This window comes from Shewanella sp. 492 (assembly GCF_059338445.1).
The window spans coordinates 1,191,538-1,210,595 of the sequence record NZ_CM181702.1 but is presented as its reverse complement, the minus strand read 5'-3'; the positions used below and the strand labels follow the sequence as shown (position 1 = coordinate 1,210,595).

Here is a 19,058-nt window from a genome sequence, read left to right as displayed (position 1 = left end):
ATCCTATTACTTCTTAAATGTGTAAATTGTAATCTTTCCCTTATTGGTAGAGATACTAGATATATATCTATTTTCCTTGAGTAAATCAGAAAGAACTTCATTGTATCTAGTATGTTCAAGCTTAGGACAGCGCCCTTTTATGGGGATAGAGTTATATGGGTGTCCAAACAGGGATAGAAATGACATAACTTCATCCATTGTCCAGTCTCCGAAAGTACTGCACAGCACTTCTACTTTCAGTTGAGTATGTTTTGACTTTGAAATTGCTATTTTTAGCAAGTTTTTATCAAGTAGTCCGAGTGAAGCATCATCGGATGATGCAACTTCAAGCACTATGGTAGCAAAACCTGATTTATCCTCAAGATATTGAGAGCTTACATCATTCAGTAGCATTCTTTTATCACGAATATCTAAATCTGACTCTAACAGTTTTTGAATTATTTCCTGTTCAACGTCATACTTATTTCTATCATCTAAGTATATAGAAATATTTGATTTCAATAGAACATATTGTAACTCTTCAGACTCAGCATCTGAAAAAGTGTCAGGATTAAGCGTTAGAATTCTCTCTTTCGCTAAAAATAATAGCCGTTCAAGGCTAACGTCTACCATTTTTTTATAAACTAAGTTTAAGCAACGTTTAACTTCAGAGTATGCTTCGATAGTAAGCTCGCTTTGTTGATCCAGAAAAGATGAGATCTCCCTCCTTTCGTCTAAATTTAATCCGGATAATTTATTTGAAACCAATTCTTGTCTAAACGGTTTACTTTCTAACAAACCAACCTTGCTCGAATCAAGTACAGAGTCTGAATTCAATACTTTCGAAAAATTCGGCCACGTACCTAAAATTTTAAAACTTGAAGCTTGCTGTTCCCAAAATAACTCTGGTACCTGATTAATATCCGACATAACACATTCTTGCATTTTAAGAAATTTCAGTTTCAATTCTTCACTAACAGATTTACTCGACAACAAGTAGTGAATTGAACTTTCACTCTCCTTTGTGTTAGTAGTGATAGTTAACAACACTTTAGAAAAATATAAAGTTAAGTTATTAACAATATGACATTTTAACTTATCATCTAAATTTCTTATGTAGGAAAAGTTAGAATACCTAAAGGCATCTTCATCGAAGTTTGAAGCATCCAAGCCTGCAGATAAAACCAGCAAGTTGTTAACATTGATTTCATACAGGTCATTTCGATAGATATAATCAGCAAGTTCAGTTCTATCTTTTATTACATCTAAATCATCAACATTAACTAGCAACTCCTTAAGAAGCGAAAATTTTGAACATTCAATATTGCTATAAACCCAGACATCTTCTAAATTTCTCCTAAAAAAATCTCTAAGCAATTCATTATTTAGCGTTTTTATTATAAAATCCAACTCAAGTTCTTGAATAGCACTCAGGATATGAGAAGTTGCATTTGATGACTCAGTAACGAAAATTAAATAATCTGGAAATCTTAGATACAAACTCCTTAAAAATTTGTAGACATACTTACCAGTAGCGAGATAATTTAAAACGAAAGGCTCTGAGTCACTTTGATTTTCGTGTATCCATGAAATAGCTCTTTCATATAAAGCACTATATGTTTCATTTAAAATGATTTCATTAAAGATATGTATGTTTTGAAAATATATCTGACTAAAATCTTCCTCCCGCATATTTTTAATCACTTCATCTATATTATCAATGAGCTGGTTAAAATCTGGCTTTTGAAAGTTACGAATAGTGATTATAAACTCTCTATCGTTCTTAGTCATTCTTCCTTCATGGAAATTTGACGTATATAAATAGTAACTTTCATCAAGATATCCATTTAATATTAAATACGAAAAAAGTCTTCTCTCGCAACTGTCACCAACAATTTCATCGATTACACTTATATTCCCCTTCATCAAATCCATAAGTTTAAACGTTGAAATATCATTAATCTTCTTTTTAATGGCGTGTATTTCCAGCTTAGCTTTAGAGCGAAAATCTGAAGATTTTCGTTTCCTAATTTCAACTCTTTCAAAGTACGAATGAGTTGGGTTAATTACCTTCTCCAAATCTCTAAATGTTTCATTAATAGAACCACCGTATCCATTACCATACCTGTACTCAATTCTACTTTTGCTTTGCACAAGCTTTTTAAACAAATCAGGATTTAGCAATTGTTTCATCGAGTAGTAATTATTATCTAGCCTTATAGCATTCGCGTCATGACCAATTTGTGAGAAAATATTAGCTAAGTAAACTAGATTCAGCTCATTTATGCTGGATGATTCTTCTTTATCAATTTCTGACAATTGGCCCTCAAGATTGATTATATCATCATCCAACTCTTGTTTTAGTTTACTTAACAATTTTTCCTTTTTGGCAATGATTGAGAACAGCATACCACTACCCTGATGTAACAACTCAAAATCATTAGGGTAAACATTTTTATAAATTAAAACAGCAAGCAGACTTGTAACATTCATTTGCTTGCTACCGATCTTACTATAATAAATATTAAACTCATTAAAAATATTATGGATGAGTCTCATATCATCTAAAAAAAATGACACATCTCGAAGAAAGTCCATATTAACCAGATGATTTAGCTCTTTACATTTAACTCGTTCTAATATTTTATCCAAAGAGTTAGAGCTATTAATAACTGGAACAACAGGGATTATAAAATCAAAAAACTTCGCTCTATTTTTATTTTTAAACATATCATCTTTAAGAGCATATAAAAACTTTACAGTCCTATTAACTTTAGAATTATTGTTAACTAAAAAATTAATCTCTCTAAGCTTTACAAAAATCTCAGGATCGCCGAACCTATCTAGATCTTCAAAAACAACCACGTCATAATCTGTTTGTTGGAAAAAGTATATTATTTCATCTATATATTTATTAAGTATGGAACCATCTGAAATATTTTCAGCCTCAATTTCACCTGTAGTTAATGATACTCGCCTAAGGGAGAGACCAAAAAAAATATGATAGATAGTTTTTACAACCACAAAACTGATACCAATAGAAACTGCAAAAAAAATTGCATATAACCACCAGCCAATGTTGTTAAAATCAAACTTTAACAACATATACCGATCATTAAAAAGGAACGCCAGCAACATCATATAAACTACTATCGTAGCCGATTTTATATTGGCTTTTGTGGGTGTATTTATTCTCTTGAATCTCGAGTAAAGTAGCTTTTCAGCATCAGCACCATATAGTAACTGTTGTAAAATGCTCTCTTCAATAACCTTAGTTTCTACGAAATTAGGATCAGTTCCCCCTCCTTCGCTACCAGTTCCTTTAGCAGGTTTTGCAGTTATATCGTCTTTGAATGATGCTAAGGAAATATTGAGAAACTTATATTCAAGCTTATTATTTTTCTCAAATGTATTTATCACGCTGCTTTTTCCTGAACCATATGGACCAGTTATAGCAACGTTTTTAACTTTAGGATTATCTAATGCAAATTTTAAGGCCTTCGAGTAAGTACCATCTTTATCAGCACTGTCGATCGGAGCTAGATCTACAAACTCTACAGCTTCATGAAAAGCATCCTCCACAGCAAGATCATTGGTCATACTATATTTCAACTCTAACTCGTTTATAGTTTCACTAATCATAATCTTTCTAACCTTAAAAAATCCTCTCTCCCAATGATGGGAAACAGGCTAAATCATTAATTAATTTTCGCCACTCAAACATCTCTGCGCCACTTGGTACACGATGGCATTAACTTGTTCTTGGTTAAATGCTTGCGCTCGAAGCGTTGGTATCGTCTTCACAAGCTGCTTGTGATTCATGATTGGGAACATGGGCTTTGATTGGCAGGTAACAAACCAACCAGGGAAAACAAGAACAGGTAAAGGTGAGATAGGTTGACCGACTGATTTGGTTAACCACTCTCCTATCCACTTAGCTTGTCTTGTTGCTTGCTCTAACGGTTTAGTCTCTGCCCAAGACGGAAAGACTAAGCGATTATCTTTAAAGAAAAGTTGGTAATCTTTGCCGCCATTCTTCTTATCTTTGGTTCGCTTATGCCGCCCTTTTGTTTCAATGGCAAAAACACCATTTTGACCGATGACTAAGTGATCGATATTAAACCCATCAGCTTGTACATCATGAAAGACTTGATAGCCCAAAGCTTGTAAACCGATAAGCTCACTGGCAGTTGCTAGTTCTGCAGTATGGCCTAGCCTGAATTTAAATAGTTGAGAAAAGGATTTCCACGTTTTGTAACCCGTGTAAATAAGGCCAATAACTATAAACAGGGTAAACAACCAAGGAAATGTACCTGTGGTTAGATGTGCTTTGACACCAAGATACGCAAAAGGAAAGCAGACAACCATCACAGCCATGAGCAAGGCTGATAGTATATCAAATTGAAGATCTTGAATTTTATTCTGTAGGCCGAGTGCAGGAATTCGAGTGAGCTGTTCTCTATCAATTGGCAGCTTGACGGTTCTATCACGATGCTTAAGCATCACAAACGATACCAACAACACCGCGCCCATCCCTGAGAGCAAAATCACTATAGATAAAAGGTTCGCGGTTAACTCACTCATACTCATCCTTGAATAAACGACAAATAAGACAACAATTTAACGCAATTGTTATCCTATAAATTTGGTCTAGAGCATAGTTATATCATTTAGCTGACAAAAAATCTTTTCGTGATGAGATAGAAAATCTTCAAACTTCTCAAAGTTTGCTTTATGCATTCTATCAATAGCGAGTGCATCCCCTTCATTGACACCTAATTGAGCCATTAGTGATCTGTCTAGGTCATCGGCCAATTTCAATCTGAATTCACGTCCAACTTTTCTAAAGGTGATTCGATGTTTATCAAATAACTTATCAATATGAGCACACAATAATATGCCATTTGCACCATCTAATCGCTCTGTTGTGCTTTCACAATTGCGCCACGCTTTTATATGCGAAGCGATCAGCATATCCTTAACAGGAGTCAGAGTTAGCGCGCAAGTTTCACTTCCCCAAACTCTGATGACATTTTGCCTAAACTTCCCCTGACCAATCCTTGCCTTTATCATTTGCTCACGCTCAGAATCTCCTAGCTCTATCAACTCACAAATATCTTGAAAGAGAGCATTAGCTTCAGAGCCTGCTGTTTTGGTACGGAGGTCAAAATTGCTAACTTCCAAATCAAAAAGATCACATAAAAGTTTTACGTCTGGGCCATTTTTCTCAAACTCTTCGGCTTTAATTTTTGAGATCGTCCTCTTTTCAATCGTATCATTTACAAATCGTTTGTAATAAACATGAGCATTACTATCTCGTCGAATATCCCAAACAATAGCAAATAAAGGATCAGAGTACCCCTTACTCTGTAGGTAATCATTCCCATTAGAAAATAGTGCTTTGACGCCCCGCGTTTCATCTTCTTCTGCATATTTAATATTCTCAAATCTAGATTTAGTACGCCACTCCCCCCCTTTGTGAAGTACATTAAGCTTTATACATTTTTCACTTCCTTTTCTACTCATAATATTTCCTTATTTTCAAACTGACTTTAAAATCTATATTTTAGTTAAACCTACCTAATAACTCTCTCCTCTCCACCTCAGAGAGCTGTTGTATCTCCTTCACCAAACTATCCACTTTCGACTCTTGAACATCAGTCCCAAGTAACTGCGCCGTGGTGATCCCAAGCTCCGCCCTTACTTGCTCAACATCTAAATGAGCATAGGTGCTGGCTGTGATTCTGGCTATTGTTTAGATCTCTGTCTAACGAAAGATGGCTATGACCTAGCAGCTTACTGGTGGTTTGACTCTCGAAATGAAGAGCTACCGCCACGCATCACGCTCCAACTGGCAATGGTTCGGCGCAGATCATGAATGGTGACACTCTCGCCTTTTTTCTCACTCCGCAAGCCAGCCCGTTCGGTGATGCGCCACCAAAAGCTGCCCTTGCCCGACTTTTCAGTGATGTGACCTGACAGACTTTTGCTTGCAGGAAAAACATATTTCTCTCCACGTTTGGCCTCGCTACTTCGGCGCTCAAGAATTTCCATGACTTCTTTGGTTAATGGTACTGCATGAGGCTTTTTCACTTTCATCTTAGTAGTGGGGATAAGCCAGATAAATATCTAAACAAATATCTCGTTATCCCCTTGCTGAATGAATGTGTTGCCTTTAAAATATTTAACATACTTATCAATAAATTAAACTCTAGTTATTCAACTTTATAAGGATATTAAATGAAAAAAGTCATTTTAGGTGCACTAGTCGCGGGCATTTTAACCCTAACAGGATGTGCATCAGGCCCTAGTCCATGGGCTGGTGTACCATACGAAGAAGCAAACGCTTGGAGAGGAATTGGCGTACAAGCCTATGACGCGAAATCACTAAGACAAAATGGCTTCACACCTTCGGATGCAAGTGGTTGGATTCAAGCAGGAATCAACTCTCCAAAGCATATTATAACCTGGCATAGAGCTGGTTTTTCACCTCGCGAAGCCTCAAAGTGGATAAACAAAGGCTTCTCAGTAGAAAGAGCATTAGAGTTTAAGAAGCAAGGCTTGACTGTTGCAGGCTAATATTTCAACTAATTAACATAAACAGCTCTCTTCTATCCTCCTCAGAGAGCTGTTTTATCTCTTTCACTAACCTATCCACCTTCGATTCTTTTAAATCAGTCCCTAACAACTGAGCTGTCGTGATACCAAGCTCAGCCCTCACCTGCTCAATATCTAAGTGGGCGTAGGTGCTGGCGGTAATACTGATATCACTGTGACCAAGTAGCTTACTGGTGGTTTGAATGTTACCGCCGCGCATCACGCTCCAACTGGCAATGGTTCGCCGCAAGTCATGAATGGTGACGCTCTCGCCTTTTTTCTCACTCCGTAAGCCAGCCCGTTCGGTGATGCGCCACCAAAAGCTGCCCTTACCCGACTTTTCGGTAATGTGACCTGACAGACTTTTGTTTGCGGGGAAGACATATTTCTCTCCCCTTTTGGCCTCACTACTTCGGCGCTCAAGAATTTCCATCACTTCTTTGGTTAATGGCACCGCATGGGGCTTTTTCACTTTCATCTTAGTGGTGGGGATAAGCCAGATACCACGCTGATGATCGATCTCCTTCCACTCCATACTGAACACGCAGCTTTTACGTTGACCTGTCAGCAATAGAGTCATGACCACATCACGATAAATGGCTTCTTCACTATTGAGCGCCTCAAGCAAGTTTTTAACTTCCAATTGACTCAAAATGCGCTCACGTTTGGTGTCGGCCAGTTTTTTGATTTTGCTAAAGGGATTAGTTTGCTGTTCGGCGAACATCGACTTAAGCAAGGTTAAACACTTATTGCGCACTGACACCGAGCGTTTAGTTAATATCAGTTTTAACAGATTGCTGGCTTCTTGCTCAGTGATCTTATCGATAGGCAAATGGCCGATTCGTGCTTGCAGATGGGTTCGCCATGTGGCGCGAATATCTTGTAAGGATTTTTGACGCCGCTCGCCCGATTTTATCTTTAACTCAAATTCCACTTCAAAAACGTCAAACAATTGTTGCACCGACATTGAAAGCGCACGTTCAAGCTCAGCATCGAGCTTCTGCTGACGTTTTACCTCATTGGGGTTCTGACCGTCGGCCAATTCAGATGCGTGTTTTGCGGCGAGCTTGCGGGCGTTTTCTATTGTAATTGTTGGGAAGTGCCCTATAGTAATTGTGACGTCTCGACCTAAGCGCTTGCGGCGAAAGCGAAAAATGGTTTTTCCAGACGGCAAAACATCTAAAAACAACCCTTTAATTGAGTCTCTAAGGCCAATATCGTGGATTCTATAGCGTTTTTGGGGTATTTTTAGCTGTTCTAAACTACGTTTTGTGAAAGGTATTTCAGTGTTCATAATGACTTACCTGTAAATCTGGTGCCGCCCCTGTGCCGCCATAGGGATTAATTTTAACCAATTTACAGTAATTTTCGTTAATGTCAAAAACACCAAAATGCAACTTAAGATACTGAATAATAAAGAATGATTAAAAATCATCAATTTTCGTTAATCTCGCTAAAGCTCTCCTGTGGGGAGACCATAAGATAGCCACTAAAATGGTTATCTTATGCATAGGTAAAGTAACCATCACTAACCGCCAACATCCTAATACATCCCTCTAGGTTAACAATGGTTTAGTGCCCCTGCGTAGCTAGGTGAATAGGTTAACACTCACGGCTTAGCCTTCGATTTAATCGATTTAATCTTATTTAATTAGTGCTATACCAATCCTTGCGGCCATGATCATTTTTAAGCCCAATGTCTAAGTTTAAATCCTCACACTTGTGGTTAGGGTGCCAAGCGCATTTAATGTGATTTTTGACTGACTCGCTATCCGCTTTATCATGGATTTTGAGGCGTTTTTAAGGTACTTTAGCCCCATGAAAGTAACTGCGTATTACGGCGTGAAAGTAGCGTAATAGTCGCATGATAAATAATGCTGGCAGCCAAAGTCAGCTTTGTCGTCAACGCTGCGCAATAAACATCAACTTATCTCCATTATTCCTATTTACCTCAACCCTATAAAGGATAGCGTCAATGACTGAGCTGTTTACTGCTAACCTCGAGATCATTAATAAGCGTTGGCCTCTGCTCGCTTCAGCCTTACATGCGGCAAACATTGAACACTTCGATGCTTGTCTCGTTAATGGCAATGAACAAACCATCAGTGTCAATGGTATTCAATTGAGCAGTCGGCATAACCGTATCGCCGAAGCGCAGCTGTTGATTAAACAACTGCCAGCAAACTGCAATGACCTCACGGTTTATGGTGTCGGCATGGGAGATGTCCCCGCCGTCCTAGTGCAGCACCCCAATATAAAAAGCATTCGTATTGGCCTGCTCAATGTCAGCCTGTTTGCCTTATTACTGACTTATACCGATCAGCGCGAATGGTTGAGCGATCCGCGCCTAACGCTTATGCACCAGCTTCAACAACACCGACTACCGCCCCACTACATTACCGTCACGCCCGAACTCTTATTGAGCAGCGATGACAATGCTAGGTTGCGTGACTTATTGGTATTTAACAATAACCTTGATTTTGCCAACAGAAGCCATGGCAATGATGACGCAGAGCTTCAGCTGCGCATGCGGGATAATCTTGCGACCATGCAACAAGATAGCGATGCTGCAACGTTACGCTTGCAATATCAGCCAACTCAGACCTTAGTCATCGCCACAGGCCCCACGCTCGAGCAGCATTACGCTTACCTTAGGGCGCAACGAGCATTACCAGAAGCGACTCGGCCATTGATGATTAGCGTCGACACCGCATTAAAAGCCTTACTCAATGAACAGATTGTTCCCGATATCGTCGTGAGCATAGATCAAAATGTCACGCGTGACTTTTTACCCGATAACGTGCCTGATAGCGTGAAACTGGTCTACTTCCCCAAGTCACAGCAAGCAGTGTTACAGTGGTGGCCAGGGCAACGTTTTGCAGCCTACTCGCACAGTAAAATCTATGATGAGTTCCACCAGCAATGCCCTAAACTGCGCCTATTTGCCAATGGTAGCGTCATCCATCCGGCCATCGATTTAGCAGTACATTTAAACAGCCCATCGATAACCTTATTTGGTTGCGATTTTAGTTATCCGCATAATAAGACCCACGCTTTCTGGCAAGACGGTAAATTAGGCCCTTCTATCGCCAATGCCAAGCAACATTGGGTGATGAATGGACATGGCGAAAAAGTAGCAACCGATCTGAATTTTCGCGGCTATTTGCTTGCCCTTGAACACTATATTCTCACTAAACCTGAGGTGACTTTTTATAATGCGAGTTTAGATGGTGCCGCCATTGATGGCGCTCAATATCAGGAGTGTAAGTGATGAAAAGTACTGCAACTGACGCCCTTATCCAAATACTGACTTCGGCTGCGCATAAGTTTCGCTTAGGCCATGAAGCCGATGGCTCTCATGACTTTGCTCAGTGCATCGACCTGCTTAAACCCCTGTTGCCTGAGTTACAAAATGCCACGACGGTCGTCGAGTTATTTCGTGAGATGCTGGCGGCACAGGAACGCCACGACTGGCTTGCTTTGGCTGACAGCCTCGAATATGACTTGCCCTTACTGCTGCAAGCCGCGCAGTAACACATGATGGCGATGAATCAGGCGTACACAAGCTTAAACGGCTTTTTAAAACGCGTAAGCCCCTCAAATTGAGGGGCGTAACAAGTTTTAAAAGCCATATTACCCAGTAGTATTATTGGCGTTTAAGCGGTTTGCATTGAATCACTTGAGTAAGCTATTACTCAGCGTCTGCAATATGCTCCCACGACAGCGGCGTGCCTTTAGCGTGTGAACCGCGAAACCTTTTACCTAATAATTGTTCAAGATACTTGGGGTGTAAGCCAAATCCCGGTCTGACCGAGCGAACATTATCCAGAGAGATCACACTGCCATCGACTACATCTTGAGTAATAAACAGTGAGCGCGAAAACTGCCTTAATTTGGTGAGCTTAGGCGATAATGAATAATTAACCGTTCCGAGTGCTTTTTCGGTATCCCTAATGGTTGTGACTAGGGTGGTAAATTCTTGCGGATCGAGAGAGAAGTCGGCATCTGGGCCGCCTAACAGCTTATCTAAAATAAAATGTTTCTCCACTACGCGTGCGCCCAGAGCAACCGCGGCGGCCACCACTGTGGTGCCCAGCGTATGATCAGACAGGCCAACTTCACAACCAAACGTGCTGCGAATATTTGGAATGGTATTAAGATCCACTTCATCTAATGGCGTTGGATAAGCCGAGGTACATTTTAAAATGATGATCTCATTGTTACCCGCCTTACGACAGGTTTCTACGGCAAGTTCAATATCAGCAAGTCGTGCGATACCCGTAGAGATAATGATTGGCTTGTGTTGACGAGCCACATAATCAATCAGAGGAATATCGGTGATTTCTGCCGATGCTATCTTGTATGCTGGCACATCTAAATCGGCTAAAAAATCAACCGCGGTTGGGTCGAACGGCGAAGAGAAACAGATCAACCCTAACTGCTTAGCGTAGTCCATTATCTCTTGGTGCCACTCCCACGGGGTAAAGGCTTTTTGGTACAAGGAATATAAGGTTTCACCGTCCCACAGAGTCCCATGGTTCACCTTAAAGTGGTCACTATCGCAGTCAAGCGTTAAGGTGTCGGCGGTATAGGTTTGCAATTTAATGGCATCGGCTCCGGCATCTTTAGCCGCTTTGACCGTGGCTAAGGCAACATCTAACTGTTGGTTATGATTGGCCGACAGCTCAGCAATGATAAACGTTGGCTGATCTAGACCAATCTTTTTGTCCGCAATATTAATACTCATAATGTTCCTCAAAAATCGTTTTTAACGAAGTCCCACGACAACGTGCGCTATAGCCACTCAAATCATCTAACCGACTAAACCGTCCCTGCAATACCCTAACGGTATCGACTCCTAATAACACACCTGGCTGAATATCATGGCTGGGATTATCACCAATAATCACAGTATCCTCGATATCAACCTTCAAGTGCTTAATCGCTTGCTTAAATCCTTCTGGGCTAGGTTTAGGTGCGCCAATTTCCCAGCAGTAAACGATGAGATCGGCATAGGCCGCTAATCCCAGCGCTGCCGTTTTTTGCTTTTGCATACTGGCAAGCCCATCGGTGACGATGGCAATTTTTTTACCGTCAGCCCGTAAGCGCGTCAACACTGCTTCTGCACCGTCGACAAACTTAAGCTCCGGTTGATGCTGGCGATAAATATCGACCAATGCCGCTATCGTCAGTTGCTGCGCGATAGCAGGATAACCGTGTAGCAGCTTGTCAAAAATCTGCTCACGACCTTGGGTTAAAAAGGTCGAGTGTAGAAACTGTTTAATCTCCTCGCTCGGCAATCGACACTGCGCACCAATGTATGACGCCACGGCGCTAAAACCGCTAAGGACATAATCTCGCTCGAGCACTAAGGTGTCGTCGAGATCAAAAATAAATAATAACTTATTATTCAACATCATCTTGGATCATCAGGTCCTTAGAATATCTCAGCATTTTTAAGCCATACTGAATTGGATTGACCCGTTCAACCGTAGCGTCATCACCACAGACACTGGCGATAAGCTTTCGGGGAGAATCTAGCCCAGCAACAATGCTTAAATTAGATGCGCCGCCAAAGCGTGGATTCACTTCGATCAAGTAACTGCGTCCATCCACATAAAAGGCTTGAATGGTCACGTGGCCGCTAAAGTCAAAAGCAGAGCTTAAGCGATGCGCCAAAGCGACTAGCTCAGGATTATCGACCACCCGAGACACCTTAGACTCACCACCAACGACTATCAGTCTCTGCCTTGCCACCGCCTGTATACAGGTGCCATTATTGGCATAAAAGGCATCGATGCTGTACTCATCATACGGCACAAAAGGCTCGAACAGAAAAGCCTCTGCAGGGTACTCGGCCAACAATTGCGAAAGAGCCGCTTGACCAGACAACAGATGCACCCCAGTACCCGCACTGCTATAGGCTTGCTTAGCGACGCAAGGGTAATGCAACTCATCGGGCGCAAGCTGGGGCAATATGGGTAACCCCTTAGCGACACACGCGGCGTGAAACTGATGTTTATTGCTGCAGGTTCTTATCGTGTCACTGTCACTCATTAACAAACCGATGCCCTGCTGCGCCAATTGGTTACTGTGCTCAGCAAAAAATAACAAATCTTGATCCCGCGTAGGAATAATGTGGCCTATTTGCTGGTCGCGGCAAAACTGAAACAAGGCGTCTAAATAGTTATCGTCGCTTATTTTGGGCAGTAATTGATAATCATCGGCAAAATACAATGCTGGGCTATTGGGGCTAATATCTGTCGCGAACAGGCGCACGCCATAATCTCGGCACGCCTGCGTTAAACTTTCAATCAGCTGCACTTTGGCCGCGACACTGGTAACTAACACATGTGGATTAGTGGTCATTCATACTCTCCATCACATCTACAACCCGTGAGCATCCAAGTGCATCGACCATCTGGGCTACCGTTGACGATTGTGCTTGTAATCGCTCTGGTGAGTTCATTAGGGTGATAAACGCGCGTGCATAATCCGCCGAGCGAGTCTGCTGCTGCGGCCCTAAACAAAGATGCGCATCGATTTGACTCAGGCTCTCAGCTAACGCCTGCTGATTTAACGCCACGGTTGAGGTGATCGCAGGTAAAGCAAGGCTGCAGCGCTCCCATACAGTGGCCCCAACGGCGCCAATATAGAGAAAAGCGTGTGCCATTCGCCGCGCCATATCATCAACTTGAACCGCTAACGACAATTGGCCAAAGTCACGACAAAAGGCAGCAACATCGGCCTGGTGCGGATTATGTTTGCCTAAGATAACCTGCCCCGTTAATTGATATTGGCGCAGCAAGGGGGCAACGCCTTTGAGCGCCTTTAAGGTTTCATTATCTTTATCTATGCCGCCGAAAAAAAACAGCACTTGCCCTTGAGTAAGGCGCTGTGGATAAGGCGCAAGCTGACTTTGCAGTTGCCCAAACATCTCGTTGAGCAGGGCAAATTTGGGCCCGATAAGTTTGGTTGTCGCGGCCGCACAGCGGGCGTCATAGCGCGAGTCCATATTCAAATAGAAGTTTTGATCCAGTAAAATATCGCAGTCGAAATCTCTGTCGGCTAAATCATCGATTTGCAACACTTGCCGGCAACGACTGCGCATTGCTGTATGCCAGCGATGCTCGATCCCATAGTGGTCTATGATTAGCCAATCTAACTGAGTACAACCTATTTCGCCAAGGTAATGGTCAACAACTTGAGCCGCTTGCGCTATCTCTTGTTGGTAATCGACCCCTAACCAGTCGCCATGCTGGCAGTGATCATTTGCTGTGGTGGTCGTCATCGCACCTTGACTTAGGCGCAATACCCGAAAGTCATGGGCTGTAATTAAGTCAATCAAGTTACCGGGCAGCTGCCGACAGATAAACACCACCCGATGACCATGTTGACGCAACTGACTTGCTAAGGTCAGGCAGCGATATACATGGCCAGTGCCCATGGTTAATGACGCGTCAACGCGCAGCGCCACATTGAGCCTCATATTACACCGACTCCGATGCAGCAAGGGCTTTAAGCTGAAACAACTGCACCGCGTAACGCCAATCATCTTCGGTATCGATATCCACCACATCTCGCCTCGAAATCGGCATGGGGATAGCATAGGAGGAAAACATCGGCGTTTCCGTTAAATAACCTATCGGTCTGCCCCAATAAAACTGCCCTACGTCATGGTAGGCCGCGGGTAAATCTTGCGAGCGCATGGGAAAGCACTCAGGCTGAAACATGGTCGCGCGGCCATCATTATCAATGCCAATGGCCCTTTGTATAGGAAAGGCAAATTCACATACAGGAAAACAGAAGTAAGCATCGGGATTCGCCAGCAGCAGCGCCATCGCCTCGCGTATTTTTGTTGGTGCAATAAACGGCGAACAAGCATAAATACAGCAGACTAAATCCAGCTCAACACCTTGATGCTGGCACCACTGCACGGCGTGCTTTATCACTTGCCCTGTGGAGGCAAAATCATCGGCTATGTCACTTGGGCGCATAAAAGGTACCTCGGCGCCATAGGCTTTAGCGACGCTGGCAATTTGCTCATCGTCGGTAGACACTATGATCTTATCGAAGCACCCAGATGCCATTGCCGCCTCGATAGAGTAGGCAATAACCGGTTTGCCGAAGAAATCTTTAATATTCTTCCCCGGAATTCGCTTACTGCCGCCTCTGGCAGGAATGATGGCCACTTTCACTGTCTGCCTCCGGTTATTCAAACACTATGTATGACATATATGGGTTTTGTGGCGAGCGCGTAATTTTGTATTTCGACAACGAAAACACTTCTTTAAAGGCAATGGTTTCGCCGGGGAAAGTGGCACAATTTAACTCATCAAAGCCAATAATGCTGCCCTTGGTCAAATGCCCTTTAATGGCCTCTAAGCAATTTTTGGTCGGCTCATAGATATCAAAATCAAAGTAGGCAAAAGCGATGATGGTCTCTGGATTATCTGCCAGATATTGCTCAATCGTCTGCGACGCATCCCCTTCGACTAATTGGTATTTTTTAATGTGTGAGATTGGGCTTTCTGACTCATGGTAATCTAAGATCCCTTCAAGGTAATCTTTATATCCTTGTGTTACCGAGTAGGCGCCAACGTCAATCACGCTGTGATCGCCATCTTTAGCATCGACTGAGGGGAAACCACTAAAGGTGTCGAATCCGACAATTTTACGCGTGTAGTTATAGGGTTCGTACATACCTCGAAAGGATTCAAATAATGCGAGATTCTGCCCCCAGCGAACACCAAACTCCATCACAACACCATGCACATCGATGATTTTTTGATACATCTCATGCATAAATAGTATGCGCGATAAGGTTTGTCGATTAAGGAAAAGTCCCAAGTTGCTTAACATCTCAGACGAGGGAATTGGACACTGTTTAAAGTCTTGAAAAAACTGCTCACGCATCTGCACCTCAGCGTTACGTGAGTGCCCTGCTACCTTAATTTCTTTCGCCATTGTTATACCTTAAATTTATTTTGATCATTAACGCCATATCACTGTGGCCACACTTATTACAACGGTAGCTCACATCGCATTGTTATTGAGTGACATAAACCGTTAAGTTTCGCGACAAGCCAACTTCGGCCATGCAGCGCAGATACTCAACATGTTTATCGACACCCTGGGTGAAAACATAATTGTTGATCATGACTCGGCTCAAATGTGCCTGCTTACCTCGGCTTCTCTCTTGCGCATAATTGGAAAAATCATTTGCCAGATACATCTCAATCGGAAAATCGCCCGTCATAAACGCTAAGCGTAAACCACAATTGGCCACGAAAGCCTTTAGGCTGTCCTTATTGAAATAGTGTAAGTGTTCTGGAGGGCAAAACCAGGTATTGTCGGTTTTGTTATGTTGTTGCAGCAACGACTGAAACGCCGAGTAATCGTTAGGCACTTCGATACGTATAGCACCATTAACGGCTAACAACTGGGTTAGTGCTGCCATTAAGGCTTGAGGATCGATAACGTGTTCGAGTACATTTTTAAGATTAATTAACTCAAATTTACGCTGCTGCGCAATCAAGCCTTCTAAGGTTTGTAGCACATCACCTTGCTCAAAAAACGCCACCAGCTGCGGATTATGGTGCTGTAAGCCGTATTGAGAATAATCACATAAATGCACATGCCAGTCTTGCTTGTGACACTGCGCCGCAAAAAAGCCTTCACCACACCCCACATCCAATAAACGCGGTTGCTCAGGTAAAGGCGACAGTGATTGACAAATCGCGATAGAGGATTCCACCTCAGATAAAAAGTAAGTCAACTCATCGAGGCTATATTCACTCTGATAGCTGCTCATTTCTGCTTGGTAATATTTATCTTTATAAAACTGATCTAGCGTCGCTTTACTTGGCATTGGCGCAACAGAAAACATGCCTAAGGGATTTTTGACCAATTGGTAAGTAGTGGTACTCATAACATAACCTTGTTAATACACGCAGTGATTGGCTCGCCTTAGCAACAGCCATTCTTTTGGCACATCAAAGACAAATACAAACTTTTGCAAATCTCTGCAAACTTCATACCTAAACACCAATCAAGTGGCATAGGGAATACATTAACCATCTAAAATGGTTATCTAGAGTGTGCGAGGCAGTTACGCCATCGACACTATCAAGTTAGACGAGGCTGAATTTGGCCAGGCGAGATCACAGCAGATCTCGCAATGTCGCAATCACCTTATGCTGCTCATCAACGGTAAGCGCAGGAAATAAAGGCAAGGATAAACAATGCCGATAAAAATACTCAGCATGAGGGAAATCATGCTCGGCAAAGCCAAGATCTTGATAGTAAGGCTGCAGATGCACAGGAAAATAATGAACGTGGACACAAATGTCTGCATCTCTCATGGCATTAAATATCGCTTTTCTATCTAAGGTTTCCGGCAGCAACGCGACCATCAGATGATAGGCACTGTGACTGTTTTCAAGCGGAGTCACCCATTGCAGATTAAGATCAACAAAAGCCTGATGGTACTGGGTCGCCAACTGATTACGTGCAGCAACAAACTCATTTAAACGTGCCATCTGACTCAAACCTAATGCGGCCTGCATCTCGGTCATGCGGTAGTTAAACCCTAACGCGTGTTGCTCGTAATACCAATCGCCTTCATCTGGGCGCTGCATTTTGTGGGGATCTTTGGTAATGCCATGACTGCGATACAGCCCCATTTTAACCGCTAAATCGGCATTATTGGTGGTTGCCACGCCACCTTCGGCACTGGTGATGATCTTCACCGGATGAAAACTAAATACGCTAATATCGCTATAACAACAACTGCCGAGCTTATTGCCCTGATGACTACCGCCAATACCGTGAGAAGCATCTTCAATCACGTAAAAACCGTATTCACTGGCCAGTGCCGCAATCGCAGCCATATCACAGCTATGCCCGCACAAATGCACAGGGATCACCACTTTAGGTAAACATCCTTGAGCTTTAGCCACTTCAAGCTTAGCCTGAAGCGCCTTAGGACACATATTACCAGTAGTAGCATCTACATCGACAAAATCGACCTTGGCACCACAATAAAGGGCGCAATTAGCCGAAGCGACAAAGGTAATTGGCGATGTCCAGACATAATCGCCTGCTGCAACTCCCAGCGCTAAACACGCGACATGTAATGCTGAGGTGGCACTGTTAACGGCCACCGCGTATTGTGCCCCAGTGTAGTCACAGATAGCTTGTTCAAAAGCGGGCACTTTCGGCCCTTGAGTAAGGTAATCTGACTTTAATACCTCAACAACAGCATCAATATCATCTTGGTTAATGTGTTGTTTACCATAAGGGATCATGAGGCAGACGCTTCCTTATCAAAATGTTTAATCTCATCTGCCGTCAAGAAGTGCGGATTATTGCCAGAGTGATATTCGTACCCCTGCTGAACCGCATGCCCTTTCTCACCCAAATTATTGGCAGTGTAATCATGCTCACGACCAAAGAAGGAGATGCTCGGCGTTATTACAAAATGATCGTCAAATTCGATGGTGTGGTGCGAATCGTCGGCTGGGCACATAATTTCGTGCATCTTCTCACCCGGGCGAATCCCCACAATCTCATGCTCTAGCCCTGGGCCATAGGCCTCGGCCAAATCGGTAATTCTCACCGAGGGGATTTTAGGGACAAAAATCTCTCCCCCTTGCATGCGAGCAAAGTTCTTAAGCACAAAATCGACGCCATCTTGCAGGGTTATCCAAAAGCGGGTCATGTCGGGGTGAGTAATAGGCAGTGAGGTCGCGCCATGATTGATTAACTGTTGGAAGAAAGGCACAACAGAGCCACGCGAGCCCACCACATTGCCATAACGCACAGCAGAGAATCGGGTTTCCCCTGCGCCGACAATGTTATTCGCTGCAACAAACAGTTTATCTGACGCCAGTTTAGTGGCGCCATAAAGGTTAATGGGGTTAGCCGCTTTATCGGTAGATAAGGCTATCACGCGCTTAACTTTATTCGCGATAGCCGCCTTAATTACGTTTTCAGCGCCGTAAATATTGGTCTTGATGCATTCCATGGGATTATATTCGGCTGCAGGAACCTGCTTAATTGCCGCGGCATGAATAACAAAGTCGACGTCATTAAACGCTTGCATAAGACGATCGCCATCGCGCACATCGCCAAGAAAATAGCGCATGCAAGGATCGTTATAGACCTGCTGCATCTCATACTGTTTTAACTCGTCACGAGAGAGAATAATCAACCGCTTAGGTTTATAACGCGCTAAAATCGTCTTGGTGTATTTTTGACCGAATGAGCCTGTGCCGCCAGTTATGAGGATGGATTTATTGTTAAACATATAGTCTCCAAATAGCTGCTTTAAACAGCACGACTAAAATTAAAATGAATGTAGCGAAATCTGATCCCCAATATAATGGAGTTCACACTAAAAAATATAATATGCTGCGTTAACCAAGCAACAGGCAGACTCATAGATAGAGCCAGACAAAAGATAGAGTCAGGCGAAAAAG

17 protein-coding genes are annotated in these 19,058 nt (G+C 42.7%); 3 read left to right on the top strand and 14 right to left on the bottom strand.

What is annotated here, in order from left to right; translation table 11 throughout:
* Window positions 1-6: 6 nt before the first annotated feature.
* The 4 genes from AC5YBX_RS05345 to AC5YBX_RS05330 form a co-directional block, all read right to left on the bottom strand.
* The gene (locus tag AC5YBX_RS05345; protein ID WP_494524496.1) at window positions 7-3,621 is read right to left on the bottom strand and encodes a YobI family P-loop NTPase; all 3,615 of its coding nucleotides are present in this window, start codon (window positions 3,619-3,621) and stop codon (window positions 7-9) included.
* 60 nt (window positions 3,622-3,681) lie between these two features.
* Entirely contained in the window at window positions 3,682-4,563 is an 882-nt protein-coding gene (locus AC5YBX_RS05340) for a nuclease-related domain-containing protein (RefSeq protein ID WP_494524495.1), read from the bottom strand.
* A 66-nt stretch (window positions 4,564-4,629) separates the two neighbouring features.
* Window positions 4,630-5,505, bottom strand: a complete 876-nt coding sequence (locus tag AC5YBX_RS05335) for an HNH endonuclease (protein WP_494524494.1) — start codon at window positions 5,503-5,505, stop codon at window positions 4,630-4,632.
* 270 nt (window positions 5,506-5,775) lie between these two features.
* Complete coding sequence (locus AC5YBX_RS05330) at window positions 5,776-6,072, bottom strand: tyrosine-type recombinase/integrase (RefSeq protein ID WP_494524493.1); 297 nt, start codon at window positions 6,070-6,072, stop codon at window positions 5,776-5,778.
* Window positions 6,073-6,219: 147 nt separating this feature from the next.
* On the opposite strand from AC5YBX_RS05330, the gene AC5YBX_RS05325 reads away from it, so the two are divergent.
* Window positions 6,220-6,558, top strand: coding sequence for a hypothetical protein (locus AC5YBX_RS05325; RefSeq protein ID WP_494524492.1), 339 nt, complete (start codon window positions 6,220-6,222; stop codon window positions 6,556-6,558).
* A gap of 4 nt (window positions 6,559-6,562) precedes the next feature.
* On the opposite strand, the gene AC5YBX_RS05320 is transcribed toward AC5YBX_RS05325, so the two are convergent.
* Complete coding sequence (locus tag AC5YBX_RS05320; RefSeq protein WP_494524491.1) at window positions 6,563-7,870, bottom strand: tyrosine-type recombinase/integrase; 1,308 nt, start codon at window positions 7,868-7,870, stop codon at window positions 6,563-6,565.
* Between the two features lie 681 nt (window positions 7,871-8,551).
* On the opposite strand from AC5YBX_RS05320, the gene AC5YBX_RS05315 reads away from it, so the two are divergent.
* Window positions 8,552-9,847 carry a motility associated factor glycosyltransferase family protein gene (locus AC5YBX_RS05315; protein WP_494524490.1) on the top strand — a complete coding sequence of 432 codons (1,296 nt, stop codon included), beginning with the start codon at window positions 8,552-8,554 and terminating at the stop codon, window positions 9,845-9,847.
* Window positions 9,847-10,110 (top strand): hypothetical protein, encoded by a 264-nt coding sequence (locus tag AC5YBX_RS05310; RefSeq protein WP_494524489.1) that lies wholly within the window; start codon window positions 9,847-9,849, stop codon window positions 10,108-10,110. The genes AC5YBX_RS05315 and AC5YBX_RS05310 overlap by 1 nt, the downstream gene beginning before the upstream one ends.
* 157 nt (window positions 10,111-10,267) lie before the next feature.
* Here the strand turns inward: AC5YBX_RS05310 and pseI are convergent, their stop codons facing one another.
* The 9 genes from pseI to pseB all read right to left on the bottom strand — a co-directional run bounded on the left by pseI (window position 10,268) and on the right by pseB (window position 18,886).
* Entirely contained in the window at window positions 10,268-11,323 is a 1,056-nt protein-coding gene (gene pseI / locus AC5YBX_RS05305) for a pseudaminic acid synthase (protein ID WP_494524488.1), read from the bottom strand.
* On the bottom strand, window positions 11,313-11,996 hold the full coding sequence (locus AC5YBX_RS05300; RefSeq protein WP_494524487.1) for an HAD family hydrolase: 684 nt from the start codon (window positions 11,994-11,996) through the stop codon (window positions 11,313-11,315). Before AC5YBX_RS05300 ends, pseI begins: the two co-directional genes overlap by 11 nt.
* A complete protein-coding gene (locus tag AC5YBX_RS05295; RefSeq protein WP_494524486.1) occupies window positions 11,983-12,945 on the bottom strand; it encodes an ATP-grasp domain-containing protein in 963 nt (320 codons plus the stop codon). The genes AC5YBX_RS05300 and AC5YBX_RS05295 overlap by 14 nt, the downstream gene beginning before the upstream one ends.
* Window positions 12,935-14,065 (bottom strand): UDP-2,4-diacetamido-2,4,6-trideoxy-beta-L-altropyranose hydrolase, encoded by a 1,131-nt coding sequence (gene pseG, locus AC5YBX_RS05290; protein ID WP_494524485.1) that lies wholly within the window; start codon window positions 14,063-14,065, stop codon window positions 12,935-12,937. The genes AC5YBX_RS05295 and pseG overlap by 11 nt, the downstream gene beginning before the upstream one ends.
* 1 nt (window position 14,066) lies before the next feature.
* The gene (gene pseF / locus AC5YBX_RS05285; RefSeq protein WP_494524484.1) at window positions 14,067-14,774 is read right to left on the bottom strand and encodes a pseudaminic acid cytidylyltransferase; all 708 of its coding nucleotides are present in this window, start codon (window positions 14,772-14,774) and stop codon (window positions 14,067-14,069) included.
* A 13-nt stretch (window positions 14,775-14,787) separates the two neighbouring features.
* On the bottom strand, window positions 14,788-15,543 hold the full coding sequence (locus AC5YBX_RS05280; protein ID WP_494524483.1) for a hypothetical protein: 756 nt from the start codon (window positions 15,541-15,543) through the stop codon (window positions 14,788-14,790).
* Between the two features lie 82 nt (window positions 15,544-15,625).
* A complete protein-coding gene (locus tag AC5YBX_RS05275; protein WP_494524482.1) occupies window positions 15,626-16,507 on the bottom strand; it encodes a class I SAM-dependent methyltransferase in 882 nt (293 codons plus the stop codon).
* 232 nt (window positions 16,508-16,739) lie between these two features.
* The gene (pseC, locus tag AC5YBX_RS05270) at window positions 16,740-17,885 is read right to left on the bottom strand and encodes a UDP-4-amino-4,6-dideoxy-N-acetyl-beta-L-altrosamine transaminase (protein WP_494524481.1); all 1,146 of its coding nucleotides are present in this window, start codon (window positions 17,883-17,885) and stop codon (window positions 16,740-16,742) included.
* Window positions 17,882-18,886 (bottom strand): UDP-N-acetylglucosamine 4,6-dehydratase (inverting), encoded by a 1,005-nt coding sequence (pseB, locus tag AC5YBX_RS05265; RefSeq protein WP_494524480.1) that lies wholly within the window; start codon window positions 18,884-18,886, stop codon window positions 17,882-17,884. Before pseB ends, pseC begins: the two co-directional genes overlap by 4 nt.
* Between the last annotated feature and the right edge of the window lie 172 nt (window positions 18,887-19,058).

What these genes read in the sequence shown, in the direction of transcription:
- AC5YBX_RS05275 (WP_494524482.1), bottom strand. Translation starts at nt 16,507, where the DNA reads ATGAGTACCACTACTTACCAATTGGTCAAAAATCCCTTAGGCATGTTT.
- AC5YBX_RS05345 (WP_494524496.1), bottom strand. Translation starts at nt 3,621, where the DNA reads ATGATTAGTGAAACTATAAACGAGTTAGAGTTGAAATATAGTATGACC.
- AC5YBX_RS05300 (WP_494524487.1), bottom strand. Translation starts at nt 11,996, where the DNA reads ATGATGTTGAATAATAAGTTATTATTTATTTTTGATCTCGACGACACC.
- AC5YBX_RS05325 (WP_494524492.1), top strand. Translation starts at nt 6,220, where the DNA reads ATGAAAAAAGTCATTTTAGGTGCACTAGTCGCGGGCATTTTAACCCTA.
- pseG (WP_494524485.1), bottom strand. Translation starts at nt 14,065, where the DNA reads ATGAGGCTCAATGTGGCGCTGCGCGTTGACGCGTCATTAACCATGGGC.
- AC5YBX_RS05295 (WP_494524486.1), bottom strand. Translation starts at nt 12,945, where the DNA reads ATGACCACTAATCCACATGTGTTAGTTACCAGTGTCGCGGCCAAAGTG.
- pseC (WP_494524481.1), bottom strand. Translation starts at nt 17,885, where the DNA reads ATGATCCCTTATGGTAAACAACACATTAACCAAGATGATATTGATGCT.
- AC5YBX_RS05310 (WP_494524489.1), top strand. Translation starts at nt 9,847, where the DNA reads ATGAAAAGTACTGCAACTGACGCCCTTATCCAAATACTGACTTCGGCT.
- AC5YBX_RS05315 (WP_494524490.1), top strand. Translation starts at nt 8,552, where the DNA reads ATGACTGAGCTGTTTACTGCTAACCTCGAGATCATTAATAAGCGTTGG.
- AC5YBX_RS05335 (WP_494524494.1), bottom strand. Translation starts at nt 5,505, where the DNA reads ATGAGTAGAAAAGGAAGTGAAAAATGTATAAAGCTTAATGTACTTCAC.
- pseB (WP_494524480.1), bottom strand. Translation starts at nt 18,886, where the DNA reads ATGTTTAACAATAAATCCATCCTCATAACTGGCGGCACAGGCTCATTC.
- AC5YBX_RS05320 (WP_494524491.1), bottom strand. Translation starts at nt 7,870, where the DNA reads ATGAACACTGAAATACCTTTCACAAAACGTAGTTTAGAACAGCTAAAA.
- pseI (WP_494524488.1), bottom strand. Translation starts at nt 11,323, where the DNA reads ATGAGTATTAATATTGCGGACAAAAAGATTGGTCTAGATCAGCCAACG.
- AC5YBX_RS05280 (WP_494524483.1), bottom strand. Translation starts at nt 15,543, where the DNA reads ATGGCGAAAGAAATTAAGGTAGCAGGGCACTCACGTAACGCTGAGGTG.
- AC5YBX_RS05340 (WP_494524495.1), bottom strand. Translation starts at nt 4,563, where the DNA reads ATGAGTGAGTTAACCGCGAACCTTTTATCTATAGTGATTTTGCTCTCA.